15 protein-coding genes and 1 other annotated feature are annotated in these 17,857 nt (G+C 41.4%); of the genes, 9 read left to right on the forward strand and 6 right to left on the reverse strand.

The annotated features are described in order from the left end of the window. The first annotated feature begins 16 nt into the window (after window positions 1-16). Window positions 17-1,120 (forward strand): FAD-binding oxidoreductase, encoded by a 1,104-nt coding sequence (locus FM038_RS05975; protein WP_142872409.1) that lies wholly within the window; start codon window positions 17-19, stop codon window positions 1,118-1,120. Between the two features lie 177 nt (window positions 1,121-1,297). Continuing rightward, complete coding sequence (locus FM038_RS05980) at window positions 1,298-1,633, forward strand: hypothetical protein (protein ID WP_142872410.1); 336 nt, start codon at window positions 1,298-1,300, stop codon at window positions 1,631-1,633. An 87-nt stretch (window positions 1,634-1,720) separates the two neighbouring features. Here the strand turns inward: FM038_RS05980 and FM038_RS05985 are convergent, their stop codons facing one another. Next, complete coding sequence (locus FM038_RS05985; RefSeq protein WP_142872411.1) at window positions 1,721-3,709, reverse strand: chorismate mutase; 1,989 nt, start codon at window positions 3,707-3,709, stop codon at window positions 1,721-1,723. 40 nt (window positions 3,710-3,749) lie between these two features. Further along, window positions 3,750-3,871: a sequence feature (Phe leader region), on the reverse strand. 1,028 nt (window positions 3,872-4,899) lie between these two features. Continuing rightward, the gene (gene hpf / locus FM038_RS05990; protein WP_142872412.1) at window positions 4,900-5,274 is read right to left on the reverse strand and encodes a ribosome hibernation-promoting factor, HPF/YfiA family; all 375 of its coding nucleotides are present in this window, start codon (window positions 5,272-5,274) and stop codon (window positions 4,900-4,902) included. A gap of 300 nt (window positions 5,275-5,574) precedes the next feature. On the opposite strand from hpf, the gene FM038_RS05995 reads away from it, so the two are divergent. After that, window positions 5,575-6,243 (forward strand): cytochrome b/b6 domain-containing protein, encoded by a 669-nt coding sequence (locus FM038_RS05995; RefSeq protein WP_142872413.1) that lies wholly within the window; start codon window positions 5,575-5,577, stop codon window positions 6,241-6,243. 91 nt (window positions 6,244-6,334) lie between these two features. Here the strand turns inward: FM038_RS05995 and FM038_RS06000 are convergent, their stop codons facing one another. Next, complete coding sequence (locus FM038_RS06000; RefSeq protein ID WP_142872414.1) at window positions 6,335-6,796, reverse strand: c-type cytochrome; 462 nt, start codon at window positions 6,794-6,796, stop codon at window positions 6,335-6,337. 229 nt (window positions 6,797-7,025) lie between these two features. Here FM038_RS06000 and trpR point away from each other — a divergent pair, with 229 nt between their 5' ends. Then, entirely contained in the window at window positions 7,026-7,304 is a 279-nt protein-coding gene (gene trpR / locus FM038_RS06005; RefSeq protein ID WP_223293009.1) for a trp operon repressor, read from the forward strand. 10 nt (window positions 7,305-7,314) lie between these two features. On the opposite strand, the gene FM038_RS06010 is transcribed toward trpR, so the two are convergent. Further along, window positions 7,315-7,701 carry a hypothetical protein gene (locus tag FM038_RS06010; RefSeq protein WP_142872416.1) on the reverse strand — a complete coding sequence of 129 codons (387 nt, stop codon included), beginning with the start codon at window positions 7,699-7,701 and terminating at the stop codon, window positions 7,315-7,317. 176 nt (window positions 7,702-7,877) lie between these two features. Continuing rightward, window positions 7,878-8,495, reverse strand: coding sequence for a peptidylprolyl isomerase (gene slyD / locus FM038_RS06015; protein WP_142872417.1), 618 nt, complete (start codon window positions 8,493-8,495; stop codon window positions 7,878-7,880). Between the two features lie 718 nt (window positions 8,496-9,213). On the opposite strand from slyD, the gene thrA reads away from it, so the two are divergent. The 4 genes from thrA (at window position 9,214) to FM038_RS06035 (ending at window position 14,603) form a co-directional block, all read left to right on the forward strand. Continuing rightward, complete coding sequence (gene thrA / locus FM038_RS06020; protein ID WP_142872418.1) at window positions 9,214-11,679, forward strand: bifunctional aspartate kinase/homoserine dehydrogenase I; 2,466 nt, start codon at window positions 9,214-9,216, stop codon at window positions 11,677-11,679. 85 nt (window positions 11,680-11,764) lie between these two features. Beyond that, complete coding sequence (gene thrB, locus FM038_RS06025; protein WP_142872419.1) at window positions 11,765-12,700, forward strand: homoserine kinase; 936 nt, start codon at window positions 11,765-11,767, stop codon at window positions 12,698-12,700. Window positions 12,701-12,756: 56 nt separating this feature from the next. Then, window positions 12,757-14,037 carry a threonine synthase gene (gene thrC / locus FM038_RS06030; RefSeq protein ID WP_142872420.1) on the forward strand — a complete coding sequence of 427 codons (1,281 nt, stop codon included), beginning with the start codon at window positions 12,757-12,759 and terminating at the stop codon, window positions 14,035-14,037. Between the two features lie 269 nt (window positions 14,038-14,306). Beyond that, window positions 14,307-14,603 (forward strand): hypothetical protein, encoded by a 297-nt coding sequence (locus FM038_RS06035; RefSeq protein WP_142872421.1) that lies wholly within the window; start codon window positions 14,307-14,309, stop codon window positions 14,601-14,603. Window positions 14,604-14,629: 26 nt separating this feature from the next. Here the strand turns inward: FM038_RS06035 and nfo are convergent, their stop codons facing one another. Further along, window positions 14,630-15,481 (reverse strand): deoxyribonuclease IV, encoded by an 852-nt coding sequence (gene nfo / locus FM038_RS06040; protein ID WP_142872422.1) that lies wholly within the window; start codon window positions 15,479-15,481, stop codon window positions 14,630-14,632. 167 nt (window positions 15,482-15,648) lie between these two features. Here nfo and FM038_RS06045 point away from each other — a divergent pair, with 167 nt between their 5' ends. After that, window positions 15,649-17,697: a hybrid sensor histidine kinase/response regulator gene (locus FM038_RS06045; protein WP_142872423.1), complete on the forward strand. Its 2,049-nt coding sequence runs from the start codon at window positions 15,649-15,651 to the stop codon at window positions 17,695-17,697. Window positions 17,698-17,857 lie beyond the last annotated feature (160 nt).

Below are 17,857 nucleotides of genomic sequence, written 5' to 3' on the forward strand. Positions count from 1 at the left end.
AATTCGTGGGAACATCATGACTACCGATACGATTTCAAAACCATATTCTGATGAGTTGCAGCTTACCTCTCCTAGTTGGCAGCATGGGGAAGTTGAACTTTTATGTGTAGAAAGGTGGCATGAAACCCATGATGTGATTAGCTTTCGTTTTCAAGGTGCTCAGCCGGTAAAGTTTCAGTTTAAACCTGGTCAATTTTTAACTTTCAAGACTCAAATTGATGGCCAGTTAACTTATCGTAGTTATACGATATCTTCATCCCCCTCTCGTCCGTACTCTATCGTGGTGACAATTAAGCGTATTGAAGGTGGACTGGTATCGAACCATTTAGCCGATTCACTCAAGGTGGGTGATAGCATCACTGCAACCGGGCCGGACGGTGTATTTAACCTGGTTGATATTAAAGCCGATAAGTTTCTGTTCTTGAGTGCTGGCAGTGGTATTACACCTATGTATTCTATGTCACGCTGGTTAACTGATACTCAGGTTGGCGCCGACATTGCATTTCTACATTGTGCTAAGAGTCCAGATGATCTGATCTTTAAATCTGATTTAGATAGAATTAATCACAATAACCCAGCCTTCAAGCTTAGTATGATCCTTGAGTCCGGTGCTGAGCAGCTAGAGAGCTCGGTAGCCTGTGAATCTGGTCGAATCAATGCTGATAGCCTTCAATGCCTAGTTAAAGACTTTCACCAGCGAACAGTTTTTGTCTGTGGACCCGAACCTTTCATGAAAGGGGTTAAGTCTCTATTAGAAGAGATAGGTTTCGATATGACTATGTATCACCAAGAGAGCTTTGGTGGCGCAGTGGTAGCCTCTGAGGGAGATAAAGCGACTGATCTGGATGCCGTATCAGAGCAAGCAGGTTTTATGCTCAGCATAGGTGATCGCCGCAGAAGTATGAGTCAAGATCAAAGCTTACTTGAAGGGATTGAAGCCGAAGGCTTACCCATTATCGCAGCCTGCCGCTCAGGAGTTTGCGGAGCGTGTAAGTGTCAGGTCTTAGAAGGCGATACTGAGTCGAGCAGCGAGATGACATTGACCCCGGATGAGATTGAGCAAGGCTTTGTGTTGGCATGCTCGACTAAGCTAAAGAGTGATGTGACGTTAGCCTTGTAGACATGGTTTAGCAACTTTGCCCGCTAGAACCAGCAATATCATGCAGGGTATTATTGTACGAATGTAACTTCTGTTGATTTTTTACTGTGCTGAGTTTGCGCAAAAGCCTTTGACAACGTATTGTTAGAGATGAGTCTAGCTCATTCATCTTTAACTTAGCGTTTTTGGAGATTATCTATGTTATCGACACCCTTGCACAGAGCATCAGTAGACGATCCAAGTTTAGCGCATCTTCTATATGCTTTGATGTCAGCCTTTCCTGTTTTCTTTTTACCTACCTTAGTCGGCTTATTTATCAATTTGGGGCAAAATACCTCTTGCTCTGGTGATATGCTTTCCTCTCATCTTAGGTGGCAAAGGCATTCAATCATAGGTTTTATGTTAGTTGGAGGCATAGGCTTGTCGTTAACCCAAGTTTGGTTGAGTTTTGTAATTTGTTTGACAGCTACGCTTTGGTTTTGTCATCGAATTCTCAAAGGCTGGCTTAATCTCAGCGATGGTGTTGCAATATAGACGCTAGGCTATCGATTTTATCTGCAAGTAAGCCACAAAAAGAGGACATCATGTGTCCTCTTTTTTAGTGGGGGAATGCTAAGCCTGTTAGCTGTAAATATTCCTTAGCAGCTCGCTGTGGCTTTTAAGCTCTGAATTAAAGATTTCTGTATTAGATGAAAAATTCAACACTAGACCATCAGCATTAAGTTGCTTGGCAGCTTTTGAGTGAGCCAGTAAAGTATTAGGCGTAGAAGAGTAACTAGGATTAACCAAAATAGGCAGATGCGATAAACTCTTAAGCTCGACTAAACCGGCAAGGTCTAAAGAGGGTTTAAGCGAATCATTAAACGTTCTTATTCCTGATTCACATAAGGTGAGCTGTTGATTTCCTTGGCTCAAAATAACCTCGGCGGCTGCAAGATACTCTTCAACACTGGCCATAGTATTACGCTCTAAAATGACAGGCATATGCAGGGAACCGACCTTTTTTAATAAGGCGATATTGTGCATCTGTTTTCCTGTGATGAGCAGTATAGTGCCATGCTCTGCAGCTAATTGTAATTCAGCCTCGTGCTCAACGGCTATGATGCACTCTAAGCCAAATTGAAATACAGATTTTTTGAATTCAATAATGCTTTGTTCAACATTTTGTTGTCGTGATAAACCTTCGATCACGATAGCCTGAAAACCAGCTTCTTTTATGGTTTTAGCTTTTTGGCTAAATAACTGACTTTCTTGTGGTAAAGATAGCAAGGCTAATGCACCAAATTGCCCATCACCAATTTGTAATTGTCCGCAGCTCATCTGGGAGGCTTGCGGTTTATGTACCTTACTTGAGCGTAACACTTGCTGTTGAATATCTGTGTGCTTTACAGCCTCATCATTTGAGTTTTGTGCTCTGCTGGTGTCTGGTTCAATAATCAGTTGGCTATTAGTGAGTTGAGTTGGGCTAACGGTTTCACAAGGGTAACAACCTAATACCTTAATAAATCGAGTAATACGCTCTAATTCTTTTAATGCAGATTGCATGTCCGGGCTGGATAAATTCGCGTCAAGATCGAGGTAAAACATCTCTTCCCAAGGTGTACCAGGAATGGGACGAGATTCAAGCTTGCTCATATTGAGGTTATGCGCTTTTAGTACCAGCAGCGCTTCAACTAGTGCACCAGGCTTTTGGCCTGTAGCCATGATCAGTGTCGATTTAGCAGGTAATTGTTCAGGAACTGCAATTGCTTTGCGCGCAACAACGATAAAGCGACTCTGGTTGATCTTCTGGTTAGCTAAATCCTGCTCGATAGCTTCAAGTTGATAAAGGGCGCCGCCTTCGGCACTGCCAATGGCGGCAACACTGTTATCACTGCACTCCATGACTCTATCCATAGCCTCAGCACTGCTAGAACAATATTCGAGTTTATATTCTGAGTGTAGCGCAAGGTAACGACTACATTGACTAATCGGCTGAGGGTGGGCAAAGACCGTTTTTATATCTTTAGGGTTTGAACCTGTTTTGGCTAGTAAACAATGTCCGACCTCTATGGTTGTTTCACCGACAATAGCCAAGCTAGTATGTTGGAGTACATCATAGACTTCATTGATTGAGCCTGAAGAGGTATTTTCAATAGGAAGAAAACCATAGTCAGCATGGCCAGATTCAACAGCCTGGACAATCTCATCAAAGCTTTTGCATCCTAAGTCTTGCATATCGACCTGACGTCTATCGCAATATCGGCTAGCCGCTAAATATGAGTAGGACCCTCTAGCACCTAAGTAAGCGACACAATATTGTTGCTTCTGAGAGTCTGGGTTAGCTCTTCCTTGTAGATAGGCTTGTTGATTAAGTACCGAATCTTCGATAATGCTTTGGTATAGAGAGATGACATAATGGGCATCTAAACCTTGCTCTCGACCTTGTTTAACGAGTCTTGCCAGCAGCTCTTTTTCTCTTTGAGTATCACGAATAGGACGAATATCGATCTCTTTACTGCGAGCTACATCCAGGCTCAAATTTCGACGCTTTGCTAATAATGCCAATAGGTCCTTATCTAAAGCGGTGATCTGTTCACGTGTCTGATTCAAAGCCTGTGGTTTGCTCATACTTCCCTCTATATCGCGATTTAAATTTACAAAATTTGATTACAAAAAAGCCCCCCTAATGGGAGGCTTTGGAATTTTCACTTTCGTTTTTACACCGAAATTCCGCCTCCCAAGGTGGGGGGAATAAAAAAGAAAGTAAAAAAGTGGTCGCTAAACAATTTCATCATTACAAATTAAAGCTCGTGCTCTGTGGTGTCAATGAAAACTTATGCAAATTGCGAGATAACTTTTTATGGGATGTTTTGAGAAGAATTAAAAAAGCGCACCTGAAGTGCGCTTTGGAATGAAACGAAATAAATATCAAACTGTGTGTGCCTCCTAATTCATACTGAATCTTATTTTTTAGCTTCTTGACCTATTTAAGAAGGGAAGCGAAGTTTAAGACTCAATAAGCACCTCAAAAAAATATGAAGAATTAATCATTTAAGATTCAGGCATCATTGCTGTTTTTAGCATTATGGCCGAATGCATTGCTGTCGCTTGTGTCATTAGCCGTCGCTGCATTACTGGCATGTCATAGCCTGTGTTCATGTTACGTTTTACATTGTCTATATAACGATTGAACGGATCTTTTGTGTAGTATGCCTTCTGTTATTCCAGTTTGAAGCAATCAAACACTTCGTCATTTTTGTATGGGAAGTGATGTTTAGGCTTCTAGCGTCTCAGTGTTGCAATGTGAGAAGCGTTATTTACAAAATCAGGCGTGTTAGCTGCTATAGCTTATTGGCCATTGCATAGCTTATGCTATTGTCTGTAGCCTTGCCGCATTATGGCGTGTATATCGCCTGTCCCCTTGTACTAATTGAAATGTAACTTTTCCCAAACCGATCATTTTCTCCACTGTGGTATGAGAGTTGCCATGCTTCGCCACCTAAGTTGTGGAAAGTAGAGCGATAAAATCTCATGTGAAGCTTCAATTTAATTTAAGCGTATAGCGGGCTGCTAGCCTGTCACCGATGTTGCTTTATAAAGCGATTCTAAGTGAGCTTCACTACGCTTACAGGGTATATAAAAACGGCATCCTCCTTAATAAGTGAAAATAATTATTCTCTACCTTCACCATATCTTAATAATAGCATGGTGAAGGGGTTTCGCTCTGTTTTTAGCAGATTTTAACTTCAAATGACGAATCTAATAATCGGCTGTTTTATCGTCACTATTATCAATAAGTGGTTATCATATTTAGTGGGTTAAGCTGCATAGTTTTTTTCGAATTCATTTTCGATTTCATTATCTAAATTAGCATCAACCGACTCTTCTGCACGCTTTAAATTTGTATGACGTTGAGCTTCTGGTTTATGAGTTTGGCGGTTGAGTTGTTTTTCAAGCTTTTGACCCATGGCATTTATTGCCGAGTAAAGGTCATCATGTTTGGCTTGTGCAAACAACTTGTGTCCCGGGATCCCTATCGAAGCTTCGATTTTGAATTGCTGCTTCTCTTGTATGATGATCACGTGGGGATTAATGAGTTGAATATCATGTCTAGATAGCTTTTCTAAACGTGCTTCGATACGCTCACGGATAAGTGGAGTAACTTCAAGGTGTTTGCTTGTAATCTTTGTCATATATTGAACCTTTTGTTGTTTCCTTGAATTCAGACTACCAATCTCAGCCACGAAAGTCGTGATCTAAATCACGTTTTAATCGCTGTATTTACCTGTTCGCGTTTAATTTGATCACTTAGACATTTTTTGTAAAAAACGCCCTAAAAAGTCTTGATAACTGCTGAAAACAGGCTCATATTTGAATGGATAAGTTTAGTTACTTTTGTAGACTTGCCTCTCCATTCTTCTTCAAATATCATCAGCAACACATCTTTTTAGTCCCTATCTCGGGGCTAGTCGTTAGGTTTAGCTAGGTAAATAATGAACAATAAAGTAAAAGTTTGGGATATTTCTACCAGATTATTCCATTGGGGAATGATTGGTCTGCTAGCAGGCTTATGGTGGTCGGCTGATGCTGGAGAACTTGTTTGGCATCAAGTATTAGCTTATTCGTTAATGGTATTGATTGTTTTTCGAATTATTTGGGGGCTTGTTGGCTCAGATACCGCTAAGTTTAGCCATTTTATTAAACACCCAAAAACCGTGTTTCAGTATGTAGGAAGTATAAAACGTCATGGTGTGTCATCTAGCGTTGGGCATAACCCGTTAGGGGGCTATATGGTTATAGCACTTATCGCTGTGGTTACATTACAGCTATCGACAGGTTTGTTTGCTACCGATGAAATATTTACCGAAGGGCCTCTTTATAGTTATGTGGCCAGTGACACGGCTTTATGGTTAACCTGGCTTCATAAACAGACGTTCAATATTATTTTATTGCTGGCATCGATTCATGTGTTAGCCGTGCTCGTTCACACGGTTAAAGGCGATAAGCTTATTCTGCCAATGATCACTGGCTACAAAAACATCTCTGAAGCAGCGAATGTGTCGCTGGGGTTCAGGTCGGTTTTTATTGCTCTGGCATTATTTTCTGCTTTGGCAACACTTGTGGGTAATTATCTTATTTGGCCAATGGTGCAGATGTTGTAAAACATTTTTTCCGATTGGTATAAGGGTTTAAATATAAAAAGGCTAGGGTTATCAAACTCTAGCCTTTTTATTTCAACTTACAATTTAGCGATTAGTCTTTTTTATAAACGTCGTGGCAGCCTTTACAGCTCTTAGCTACGCTCATAAATGACTGCTTTATAAGTTTTTTGTCATCTGAAGTTGAAGCTATTGCCAATGCGGCAGCATTGTCTTGCAAGGTCTTCATTTGTGTATCGAAATCAGCTTTATCAGCCCATATCTTAGCCAAAGCGCCAGTTTCGCCTTTATCAGAGCCAGCAATAAAGCCTTCTAATGGAAGCTTAGATAGTGCTGCAACATTTTGTGCCCTCATCGCGAATATTTCAGCATCGAAAGGCTTCTTACCTTTTAACATCGCGCCCATATCACCAAAATTGTATGCCATTAGGCTGAAAGCTGATTGACGGTAATCGATGGCGTCATCAGTTTCTTTAAAGTTATTAGCCTGTACTGCAGCAGTAAAAAGAGTACCTGATAGTAAAGCTAAGATGGTCATTTTGAAATTTTTATTCATAGTATTGCTCTCACGTTTTTTCTGGTTATGTGATCTGTCTAGGGTATTGTATTCTGTTTTTGTATTCAGATACTATCCAAAAACTCAAGGGTTTACATGTAAAGATGCAACAAGTTATGACTCATATTAAAAACGGCAGAATCTTCTAGAATAATCTTGTCGATAAGTTTGGCTTAAGCGCATTTGTTGATACACTAACGTAATGGTTGACCAGTACGCAGGAGAGTTTATGAGAGCTGAATGGGGATTAGTGTTGGAGAAGGTGGTAACTCACCATGATCATAAGGCACTTATAGAGTTATTTGAATTGTTACTCACAGAAGATGAACGCAGTGCTATCGCCAGCCGTCTTAAAGTGTTTCAAGCACTTTTGAGTGGTCAATTAAGCCAACGCCAAATAGCGGGGGAGTTTCAAATTAGTATTGCGACTATCACTCGTTGCTCAAACTATTTGAAGAATATGACAGATGAGCAAAGAGCGAAAATAAAACTTCTTATTCTGGAGTAATCATCGACGGTTAAAAGTTTGGATATCTCTGGGAACAAGGTAAACAATGGCGTCGGTATGAAGAGCGTCTAACGAGTATGTACAAAGAGTAGGTCATTAAACAGATACCCGCTATTGGGCCAATACCTGAAGGTAAAAATTTAAAAATTAAGGTTGCCACTAACAAGTAAATAAAGGGTGTAAGGTTATAGATTGAGCTTGGCCATACACCTGATTTTCGTTTTCTCAATGGATCGGTGCGCCTGTTTTGTGAACGCATATTATAGATTTGTGCCCCGATGAAGAACATGACTAAGGCTGAAACGATAGCGAAGCCTTGATCTAGCATGAGCAAGCTTAATGTACCTACGCTGATATAGCCTAAGGGAAGTACTTCATAAACAGGTTTGGATAACATAAACATTCCTTTGCTTGTCGGTAGGTTGCGAATCCATCGCATTTCGATTAGCTGAGTATAGAGTAAAGAAAGCCCATCTGGCAGTAAAAGCGTCGATGGGCTTAGAACCATTTATAATGAGTTAAAGCAAAATTATGCTTTAATCATTAAAAGCTCATATAGCTTTAGTTTGGCTATTAGTGTTTACAACCACAACCGCCATTACCATCGCAACCTTCTTTAGCGGGCTCATCTTCTTTCTCACTGCAGCATCCGCCTTCATGTTTATGTTCATGATCGGAACCACCACAACAACCACCTTCATGTTCATGTTCTGAGCCACAGCTACCATGGGCGTGAATATGGCCATGGGCAATCTCTTCAGCGCTGGCTTCACGGACTTCTAGTACTTCAACGCTGAAGCTTAGAGATTGGCCAGCTAATGGGTGGTTACCATCGACAATAACCACATCATCTTTAACTTCTTTGACCTGAACTGGGCGTTGACCCATTTCAGTTTCTGCAATGAAACGCATACCTGGTACGATATCTTGGATATCACCGAAAGCACTTACCGGTACTTCTTGGCGTAAGCCGTCATGGTAAGGACCATATCCACTCTCTGAGCTAACAGAGACTTCTAATTTGTCACCAGCAACCTTGCCTTCAAGTTCAGCTTCTAAGCCTGGGATCATATTGTCAGCGCCATGCAGGTAGAGCATTGGCTCACCGCCGAAAGAGTCTTCAATTAACTCGCCTTGCTCATTAGTTAAACGGTAGTGAATGCTTACAGCGCAGTGTTGGGTGATTTTCATATCGCCTCCAATTCAGAATGTGCGCGCATTCTAGCTGGGTTTCTAATGATTGGCGATGATTTGAATCAGCTTATGATACAAAGTTCACTATTAAACAGGATAACCCTGTTCCAAAGCGCGATATTAATGTGAATAATAAAATATGAAAACGATATATAGTGATTAAAAAGTTATATTTTATGAAAATAAATTCACACTGATTTAATGTCGTTTTTTTATTGAAAATATCAGATTTTATATGCTAGTTAAGTTATGCCTAAGCAACATCATATTTTATCATGTTTAATACGCCGCTTTAATGTTGTGGAATTTAATTTTTTATTATCAACCTGTTGGCTTTTGTGATTACGTTGACGTAAACATTTTACACTTTCTATATAGGCACTAAATGGCGCTGTTACTGTAAAGAAAAATGTTTGTCCTACTTATATGTGATGTTTTTAGTGGCTGATTGAGTTTTTTAATTAACTTGTTAATAAAGGGTTGACATAGCACTTGAAAAAAAGCAATTCTGTAGTCACAGATTTTAATCGTTCTTGGAAGAGTTAATTTTCAAATGCATAGCCTGAATAACGTTGTAACCACCATTATTACAACCACCACGATTATTTTCGTGGGGGCAGGCTGAACATACTTTAAAGAATGTAAATAATAGCCCGCTCCCACTACAAGGAGCGGGCTTTTTTGTTTCTAAGGTAGCGTGGTACAAGGAGAAGATATGAAAGTAATGAAATTTGGTGGTACCTCGCTGGCCAATTGGCAACGATTTAATACTGCAGCTGACATTGTGGCAGATATGGCAAAGAAAGAGTCAGTGGCTGTTGTGTTATCGGCGCCTGCCACTGTTACCAATGGTTTGCTCGAAATGGTTGACCTTGCTGTTAGCGGTGGAGACTATAAATCGGTACTCGCTGCTGTTGAGTCCGTTTTTAACAAGCTTTACCAGGAAGCCTCTTCTGTATTGCAAACTGCACAGAATGATTTACTGATGTCGAAATTGGCCCAACAGCTGAGTTTTTGGCAAGACAAACTGCTTGGTATTAGTTTGCTTAATGAGTGTCCTGACTTTGTTAAAGCCGAAGTCGTTGTTGGCGGTGAAAAGTTGTCAGCGGCGTTAATGGTGCAATTGATCCGCTCAAAAGGACTGAGTTCTGAGCAACTCATCCCACAAAGCTTACTGTTAGCGAGTGGTGATCCTTTAGAGTCTCTGGTCGATATTGAAGCCAGTAAAACACGATTCAACCAAGTCGCCTTAGCCGAGTTCGATGTCTGGGTTATGCCTGGATTTACTGCGGGAGATGAGCAAGGGCGCACCGTGATACTTGGGCGTAATGGTTCAGATTATTCTGCAGCGGTATTATCGGCTTGTATTGGAGCATCTTGCTGCGAAATTTGGACTGATGTCGATGGTGTGTATAACACAGATCCGCGCGTAGTAAGTGATGCCAAATTATTATCTCAATTGAGTTACCAAGAGGCAATGGAACTGTCGTATTTTGGCGCAAAAGTATTACATCCTAAAACCATAGCTCCAATTGCTCAATACCATATTCCTTGTTATATCCGTAACAGTTTTAATCCCCAAGCACCGGGCACTTTAGTGTCCAATGAAGCTGATAAAAGTGGTTTAAATGTAAAAGCTATCTCTAATTTAGACGAACAGACTATGTTCGATATCTCTGGCCCTGGTATGAAAGGCATGGTGGGGATGGCTAGCCGTACTTTGGGGGCCATTTCTCGTGCAGGAATATCTATTTCGCTTATTACTCAAAGCTCTTCTGAGTATAGTATTAGCTTCTGTATTAATACCTCAGATGCACGCAAGGCCAAGGCATCTTTAGAGCTTGAGTTCGAACTAGAGCTTAAAAGCGATATCTTAGAACCGATAGAGATGCGCCATGATTTAGCCATAGTGTCATTAATTGGCGATGGCATGCGCACCCATAAGGGCGTCGCGGGTAAGTTCTTCCAAGCACTTGCCCAAGCGACGGTTAACATCATCGCTATTGCTCAGGGCTCCTCTGAGCGTTCTATCTCTACTGTTATTGAGCAAAGAAAGACTAAGCATGCTATCTCTGCTTGTCATCAAAGCTTCTTCGATGTTCAGCATTATCTGGATGTATTCTTAGTCGGTTCAGGTAATGTCGGCGCGGGTTTACTAGCACAAATCAAGCAACAAACAGAGATGTTAAAGCAAGAACATATCAGTATTAGAGTCTGTGGTATCGCTAACTCACGTCATATGCTACTCGATGCTAAAGGTGTTGATCTTAATCAGTGGCAGGGGCTGTTGGCGGATTGCCAAACTCCATGCGATCTTGAGCTGATGTTAAAATGGGCTAAAGAGCAGCAACTGCTTAATCCGGTTTTGGTCGATTGTACTTCTAGCGAGCATGTATCAGATCGTTATGTCGATGTGATGAATGCAGGCTTGCACGTCGTCACACCCAATAAAAAAGCCAATACTCGTGACATTGCTTATTATCGACAGTTAAGAGCAACTGCACTTAAGCAGCGCAGACAATTTCTTTATGAGACAACTGTAGGTGCTGGACTGCCAGTTATCGATAATCTGAAAAAGCTCTTGTTCGCTGGCGACAAGTTACTCAAGTTTAATGGTATTTTATCAGGGTCACTTTCATACATATTTGGCATGCTAGATGAAGGTATGACGCTGTCAGAAGCGACGGGTATAGCGAGGGACAAATGCTTTACTGAACCGGATCCTCGTGATGATCTCAGCGGTATGGATGTCGCGAGAAAAGTGCTTATTCTTGCTCGTGAAGTGGGCTTAGATCTGGAACTTGATGACATAAGTATTGAATCAGTGTTACCTGATTCTTTTGATGCATCTGGTGATGTTTCAGCCTTTATGGCTAACTTGCCAAAACTCGATCAACAGATCGCTCAATGGGTTGAAAAGGCCAAGAGTGAAGGTAAAGTTCTTAGATATGTGGGTCAAATTGATGACCAAGGTTGTCGGGTTAAAATTGCTGAAGTTGATGCTCAAGATCCTCTCTATAGCGTCAAAGGTGGTGAGAATGCACTGGCTTTCTATAGCCGCTATTATCAGCCGATCCCGTTTGTGCTCAGAGGTTATGGTGCCGGAACCGATGTGACAGCAGCAGGTGTCTTTGCTGACCTATTAAGAACATTGAACTGGACTCGGGAGATGAGCGCATGAGTTTGAGCATTTCTAGTGCGCCAGCTTTTTTGAGTCGCTGTGATATGAACGGTGTCTTTATGAGTAATGATGGGGGACGTTTTTTATGAGCCTAACTGTTTATGCTCCGGCTTCTATGGGGAATGTCGGTGTTGGATTTGATCTGCTTGGCGGGGCATTAGCGCCAATCGATGGCAGTTTGCTCGGAGATCGAGTATCTATCAGTTCGGCTGAAACGGGTATTCATTTATCCCTAGCGGGTCACTGGGCTGATAAGCTACCTCAAGATCCTAAAGAGAATATTGTTTTTCAATGTGCCGAGTTCTTTTTAGACAAATTAAACAGAACTGACGGTGTAAAGTTAGTGCTAGAAAAGAATCTGCCCGTCGGTAGTGGTTTAGGTTCGAGTGCTAGCTCAGTCGTCGCAGCACTTTACGCCTTGAATGAATATTTTGATCGCCCTTATGAGGAACAAGCATTATTGCGATTAATGGGTGATTTCGAAGGTAAAATCAGTGGTTCGGTGCATTATGATAATGTTGCCCCCTGTTACTTAGGTGGCATGCAGCTAATGTTAGATGCGCCTGAAAAAGTTTGCGATGCTATTCCAACATTTGACGATTGGTATTGGGTGGTTGCATATCCTGGGATCTCCCTGTCTACGGCTAAGATGCGGGATCTACTGCCAGCGCAATATGACAAGTCAGTCGCCATTGATTTCGGTCGATATCTCAGTGCCTTCGTGCATGCGTCCTATCGACAAGATCCCAAATTGGCTATTTCGGTGCTTAAAGATGTGTTGGCCGAGCCTTATCGAGCATCTGCAATTCCCGGTTATGAAGAGTCCAGATCTGCACTATCTGAGATAGGCATGCTCACCACAGGTATTTCTGGTAGTGGTCCAACACTCTTCTCAATCACTGATAATTTGCAGACTGCGCAAAAGGCGCAAGCCTGGTTAGATCAAAATTATGTAGAGACGGGTAAAGGGTTTTCTCATATTTGTAAGCTAGATACTCAAGGTACTCGCCGAGAAGATTAGACTCATATTTATAAGAAATCAGTATTTATAAGAATCAGCATTGAAGGTTAACTATTATGGAATTGTACAATCTTAAACACCCGTCTCAGGTGGTGAGCTTTACTCAAGCATTAAAATTAGGTCTAGGTAAAGACAGGGGGTTATTTTTCCCAAGTAAAATCCCGGTTTTGCAAGATGTTGATGCATTACTCGAACTTCCTTTTGTCGAACGTTGCAAGCAGGTATTAGGTGCCTGGTTAGCGACTGAGTTAGGGCAAGATAAAGTTGATCAATTGGTTGAGAAGGCATTTAACTTTGAATTGCCATTAGTTAAAGTCGACGACAAAAGGTTTTGTCTGGAGTTATTCCATGGGCCGACTCTGGCCTTTAAAGACTTCGGCGCTCGATTTATGGCGCAGTGTCTCAGTGAACTCGCTTCAGATGACAAGATTAACATTCTTACGGCGACATCTGGTGATACCGGTGCTGCAGTTGCAGATGCTTTTTATGGCTTAGATAATATTAATGTTGTTGTATTGTATCCTAAAGGCAAAATTAGCCTGTTACAGGAAAAAATGTTTACGACTCTAGGCAATAATATCCATACAGTGTCTGTCGAGTCAGACTTCGATGCTTGCCAGGCGTTAGTAAAGCAAGCGTTTGAAGACAGCGATGTCCGAGATGGTTTGCATCTAAATTCAGCAAACTCAATTAATATCAGTCGCTTGCTTGCTCAGATCTGTTACTACTTTGAAGCTGTTGCCCAGTTTAAACGACAACATAACCAAGACCCAGTGATCTCTGTACCAAGTGGTAACTTTGGTAATTTAACGGCTGGACTGTTTGCTAAAGCAATGGGGCTACCAGTGAAGCGCTTTATCGCTGCGACAAACAGCAATGATACCGTTCCGCGTTACTTAGATAATGGTGATTGGCTCCCTCATACTACAGTTGCAACTATGTCGAATGCCATGGATGTTGCTGAGCCAAGTAACTGGCCTAGAGTCGAAGCGATAATCGAGACAATGGATTGGTCACTGGCAGACGTTACAGGTGTTGCATTGTCAGAATCTGATACATCATCTGCCTTGGCTGAGCTAAATGCTGTGGGTTACCTCTCTGAGCCCCATGCTGCAATTGCAGCTCAAGCACTTAACTTATCCATGTCTGAAGATGAAAGAGGGGTGTTTTTGGGGACTGCTCATCCGGCAAAATTTAAAGATGTGGTCGATCGTGAACTCAAAACCGATCTGCCTCTACCGCAAGAGCTTGAAGCTGTTGAGCTGAAAGAGATCTTGTCAGTCAGCTTAAATGATAATTTTGCAGACTTGAAAGCACATCTATTCAAGATTCTGTAATGTTTGTTTGTGAATAGATGAAAGAGGGCATAGCCCTCTTTTTTATTGCCTAACTAACGTTTGTTGCACTAAGACTCACAATGTAAGTATTTTGTGTTTTTGGTGTGGTGGGTTTAAGGTTTTATCTGGCAGGTACCAGTAATGCATGAATCTAGTAACCTGTGTATCTATATGTAACTTGTGGTGGAGTGTTTGTGTGATCTTGATCACGTAACTTGACGGCCGATTTTTATATCTTGCGCCACGGTTTGTCGATAAGGTTTTATACGGTGTTGAAATTTGTACCAGTTTTGTTTGCTTGTAGTTTGTTATTAGGTTGTGCGACATCTGAAGATGAGCAGCAGTTTTATCACCGAATAAATGAAGCTTATGATTTTGAAGTGACCCATTGCGACAGTTTTGCTATGGCCCGAGGAAAAGGCACGGGTGAATTTGCTTTACAAGATGCTAAGTTGCAAGCGATGGCTTATGGTGAAGAGATAGGCGGTACTCATATCGTATGGTTACAGGTTGATGAGGGTGAGGAGACAAAAGTCGTTGCAGTTATCTACAAGTGCCTGCAATAACGCTTCATCTTCTCATTGAATATTCACTATTTGGATAGACTTCGAAGCCAGTTTATCTCTTGTGTCCAAATATCTGCATTGACGGTCTCCAAGACCATGGGAATATGTTCAGTTGCTGGATGATTCATTATAAAGCTAAATGCTGCTTGACCTATCTGACCAACACCTAAAGATTCATGTCGATCAACTCTGCTGTTGAGCGGTGTCTTACTATCATTTAAATGCATGGCTTTTAAATATTTATCTCCGACAATATCATCAAATAGCTTGAAGCTATGCTGGCAAGCCTCCTCTGAGGTGAGATCGTAACCTGCGGCAAACATATGACAGGTGTCGAGACAGATCCCTACTCGTGATTTATCTTCAACAGCTTGAATAATTTCTGCAAGTTGCTCAAAACTATGACCTAAGTTAGAACCTTGCCCAGCAGTATTTTCTATGACGGCTGTGACATTTTTGCTCCTATCCAAAGCCATATTTATAGAATCACTAATGTTAGAAAGACATTTTGAAATTTCAATTTTTCTAAGATGACTTCCCGGGTGGAAGTTAAGCAAAGTTAATCCCATCTGTTCACAGCGCTGTATCTCATCAAAAAACGCGAGTCTAGATTTTTCTAACTGTATTGGGTCTGGGTGACCAAGATTAATCAGGTAGCTGTCATGGGGAAGTATGGCTTCACTGGCGATATTGGCTTCGATGCAATTTTGCTTAAAGGATTCAATCTGAGCTAACCCTAAGGGAGCGGCTTGCCATCTTCGTTGATTTTTTGTGAAAAGTGCAAAAGCATCAGCGCCAAGCTTTTGCGCATTTATAGGGGCATTCTGTATTCCGCCAGCGGCACTCACATGAGCGCCAATCCACCTAGAAGTGGTCATCAATGGTGTTCCTTTATATTGGGTTGAAAGAAAAAGTTACAAGCTTTGTTGCTTTTTTTATCGCGAATCATTTCAGTTTTACTATGCTTTATTCAACCTTCTGTTTGGATCACAGTGGCAAAGTGAATAAGCAGTAACTTCACGGATGATAGGGAACGGACTCTACAGTGTTTAAAGAATTCTCTCAAACAGATACCAATTCATTTTGGCCTAGATTATTAGCCGAGCTGGGAAAGTTACAAGCGGGCTTTATTAATGGCGAAGATATCCTTTTACCTCTTTGCCGAATTCTGGCCGAAGTCAGTCAATCTCAAGCAGTGCTAATTATTTCTAAAGATTCACTCGGTTCTGATGATATGCCAGCATCAGCAACGTGTTGGTGCCGTGATCCGGTGAGGTACTTAACCTTATGGAAAGAGGCTAAGGCTTGGCCATTTGTCAATCAGGAACCCATGGTACATCGTTGGCAATCCTTTGTTGTATGGCCTGCAAAGCGGGTCAATATTCAAATATTTTTCCATTCATCTAGCGATCAGTGGCTTTCCTTTCTATTAAGCGCAAATGAACTACTTTCAGACATTCTTATGGGGATGTTGGTCCAACAAACTGTTGAGTGGCAGGAGAGGGCACGTACACGTGTGGTTCATTCAGTTGATAGTGAGATGTTTCAGTCAATAGTCAGTAATAGTGAAGATTTAATTCTGGTCGCCAGCCGCTCTCCGTTTGGGGTGCCAAGTATCATGTATGCCAATGCTGCAGCGACGAGTATTAGTCATTACCCGCGTAGTCAGCTGATTGGTAAGCCTATAACCTTATTGTTTCAGGATGATCTAACTAATGGCACAGCGCTTAATGGCAATGAACAAAGTGAATTATTACAAGCCATTGATACGAGAACCGAGTTTGACGGTGAGTTGATTTGTACTAAGGCTGATAAGGAAGAGGCGTTATTGCATATGCATTTGGTCGCGCTTGAAGAGCACAGTGAGCATGGAAGTTTATTTGCCTTAGTCGGTAGAGATATTACTGAGCATAAGCAGTTGCAACATATCATGGCACGAACCCAAAAAATGCAGGCCATGGGGCAGCTGGTTGGAGGGATTGCTCATGATTTCAATAATATTCTCGGGGTGCTCAGGGGCAATTTAGAATTGATGGAGCTAAAAGTTAAAGAGGACAAGATTGTACGTTATCTTGCGACAGCCTTTAAAGCTTGCCAGCGAGGAACCGACCTAACGAGACGGCTTTTACAGTTCTCCAGGCAAGAACAATTTAGCGCAAATCATCACCAGGTCAATCATGTTGTAGAGGGAATAGAAGAACTCATTGGTAAGTCTTTAACGACTCAAATTAACTTAGTACTAGAACTCAGTGAAGACTTTGCTGAGATTTTGGTCGACAGAGGCGATCTTGAAGATGCCTTGTTGAATCTTGTATTAAATGCCAGAGATGCGATGGGAGGAGAGGGGCAGATCACAATCAGAACGGGTAAAGAAGGGCTCGCAGGCTCACTGCCTGGGCTGACAGGACGAATTATGGTTGAAACTGGTCAGTATATTACCGTCTCTGTCATTGATACGGGGAAAGGTATTGACTCCCACATATTAGAGAAGATATTTGATCCATTCTTTACCACTAAAGATAAGAGTGACGGGACAGGATTAGGGCTCTCAATGGTTTATGGTTTTGTTAAACGCTCTAAAGGATACATGAGTGTGATTAAGTCTGATAACGAAGGTACTGAATTTAGACTTTGGTTTCCTGTTGCAAAGGATGTCCAGCGACATCCTCTTCAGGATGAAGAACGACCAGAGGCACCTAAGCTGTCTACAAAGCTAAAAGTCTTGATTGTTGATGATGAAGAAGATCTGCTTTGCGTATTAAAAGATTACTGTGAAATTTTGGGTATGGACGTAGAGGCTTATTCTGACCCCTTAGAAGTTAGAGAAAAGTTTAAAAGTGGCTTAAATGGTATTGAACTATTAATCACCGATGTTTTGATGCCAGGAGGGATCAATGGTTATGAATTAGCCAAGGAGATCAGTGGCAAGCAAGATATTTCAGTGTTACTTATCTCCGGCTTTATTGGAGATATAGGCATCAAGAGTAATGATGAGATGCCCTACAAAGTGTTACATAAGCCATTTGCCTTAGACGGTTTAGTTGAGGCACTGCAGCAGATAGGGATTAAGTTTTCACAAAGAGAGTGCAACTAGCCTTGTTAGGCAAATGATTGTTAGTAAGCATGAGTAAACTTTTTATTTTTAGATTTAAACTTTTAGATTTAAACAAGGATGTCATAGGAATGAAGATAGTGGTTATTAATCTAGTTGATGTTGAATATATAGAATGTGCTTCTGACAGTATTAGCAGCCT

It is taken from the genome of Shewanella eurypsychrophilus, from assembly GCF_007004545.3.
In the GTDB taxonomy this organism is placed as follows: domain Bacteria; phylum Pseudomonadota; class Gammaproteobacteria; order Enterobacterales; family Shewanellaceae; genus Shewanella; species Shewanella eurypsychrophilus.

Coding starts and splice junctions, on each gene's coding strand:
- thrB (WP_142872419.1), top strand. CDS start 11,765: ATGAGCCTAACTGTTTATGCTCCGGCTTCTATGGGGAATGTCGGTGTT.
- slyD (WP_142872417.1), bottom strand. CDS start 8,495: ATGAAAATCACCCAACACTGCGCTGTAAGCATTCACTACCGTTTAACT.
- thrC (WP_142872420.1), top strand. CDS start 12,757: ATGGAATTGTACAATCTTAAACACCCGTCTCAGGTGGTGAGCTTTACT.
- FM038_RS06000 (WP_142872414.1), bottom strand. CDS start 6,796: ATGAATAAAAATTTCAAAATGACCATCTTAGCTTTACTATCAGGTACT.
- FM038_RS05975 (WP_142872409.1), top strand. CDS start 17: ATGACTACCGATACGATTTCAAAACCATATTCTGATGAGTTGCAGCTT.
- nfo (WP_142872422.1), bottom strand. CDS start 15,481: ATGACCACTTCTAGGTGGATTGGCGCTCATGTGAGTGCCGCTGGCGGA.
- trpR (WP_223293009.1), top strand. CDS start 7,026: ATGAGAGCTGAATGGGGATTAGTGTTGGAGAAGGTGGTAACTCACCAT.
- FM038_RS06010 (WP_142872416.1), bottom strand. CDS start 7,701: ATGTTATCCAAACCTGTTTATGAAGTACTTCCCTTAGGCTATATCAGC.
- hpf (WP_142872412.1), bottom strand. CDS start 5,274: ATGACAAAGATTACAAGCAAACACCTTGAAGTTACTCCACTTATCCGT.
- FM038_RS05980 (WP_142872410.1), top strand. CDS start 1,298: ATGTTATCGACACCCTTGCACAGAGCATCAGTAGACGATCCAAGTTTA.
- thrA (WP_142872418.1), top strand. CDS start 9,214: ATGAAAGTAATGAAATTTGGTGGTACCTCGCTGGCCAATTGGCAACGA.
- FM038_RS05985 (WP_142872411.1), bottom strand. CDS start 3,709: ATGAGCAAACCACAGGCTTTGAATCAGACACGTGAACAGATCACCGCT.
- FM038_RS05995 (WP_142872413.1), top strand. CDS start 5,575: ATGAACAATAAAGTAAAAGTTTGGGATATTTCTACCAGATTATTCCAT.